Consider the following 1,144-nt stretch of genomic DNA (forward strand, 5'->3'; position numbering starts at 1 on the left):
TTCTTTTACTATCCATGAAGTTAAATTTTCTAGTCTAATTGATTCATAAAAGCCAACTAATATTGCAGATGTTAATAAAAAGATTGTATTAGCTCCATTAAAGGCAATCAGTAATATACTTAACATTAGAAAACTCAGAACCATTATCAGAAGTAATAGAATGAATTAAATATTTATTACTTTTAATAATCTTTTCAACCTCTTTAATAACATTATCATTAGTCTTAGCATCTAATAAACGAACAATATTAATTCTTGATAATCTCTCAGTAAGAGTCATTATCACCTTAGATTTACCCTCTCTATTACCAACAACACAATCAATCTCCCAATGACCAAGAGTTTTTCTATTATTTATTATTTCATCTCTTTTATCAATACTTAAACCACCAAATTTAATAACTTTCTTAGAATAAATTCTATTACCCTTACTCTTATATATTATTGTGTTATTATTCTTTTTATATCCTAAGAATTTAAATAAATCTTTATGTATATAATTATATAGAGTTTGTACAGATAAAGTAAAATTATATTTACTTTTAAGTATTCTAGTAATAGCATAAGGAGAATACTTATTATTTAATAATTTAGTAATTTCAAAATGAATTTTAGTATTACTATCAATTTTAAGAGGTAATTCTTTTTTAGTTATTCTTTCTATATATTTATCATGAGATATATCAAAAGAATAAATTAGAATAGGGTTATACATAGAATCAATTTGTTTAATAGTACCTCTATTTATTTCTCTTTTAATAGTTTTTAGAGATTTATTTAAACTAGAGGCAATCTTTTTTAGTATAGAAAGAAAATATTTTCTATTATTAGTAGTAGGCTTTATTAAATATTTAGTTAAGTCTTTAATATTATTATCTTTAAGGATATGGTAAATGATACCACGGTCAACTTTAGTAAGATGTTTAAATTTTTCTTCTTTATTAATTTTAAAAAATGTGTTATTATTAGTCATGGGTATACAGTTCCTTTCAATAGATTTGGTCATTTATGATTGTACTGTATATCCTATTTTTTTTCAATTACTTTTTTGGACATTTACTTTTGGAATTTAGGAACTAAAGATCCATTTACTAAAACACTTGTTAATATAGGGGCAGTACCTAAGTTAGGAATAAAATATAAG

At 22.6% G+C, this 1,144-nt stretch carries 1 protein-coding gene; it reads right to left on the minus strand.

Going from position 1 to position 1,144, the window contains the following annotated elements; translation table 11 throughout:
• Positions 1-97: 97 nt before the first annotated feature.
• Positions 98-973: an IS30 family transposase gene (locus BT993_RS06795; RefSeq protein WP_072593805.1), complete on the minus strand. Its 876-nt coding sequence runs from the start codon at positions 971-973 to the stop codon at positions 98-100.
• Positions 974-1,144: the final 171 nt, after the last annotated feature.

The organism is Streptobacillus ratti (assembly GCF_001891165.1).
Taxonomy (GTDB): Bacteria; Fusobacteriota; Fusobacteriia; order Fusobacteriales; family Leptotrichiaceae; genus Streptobacillus; species Streptobacillus ratti.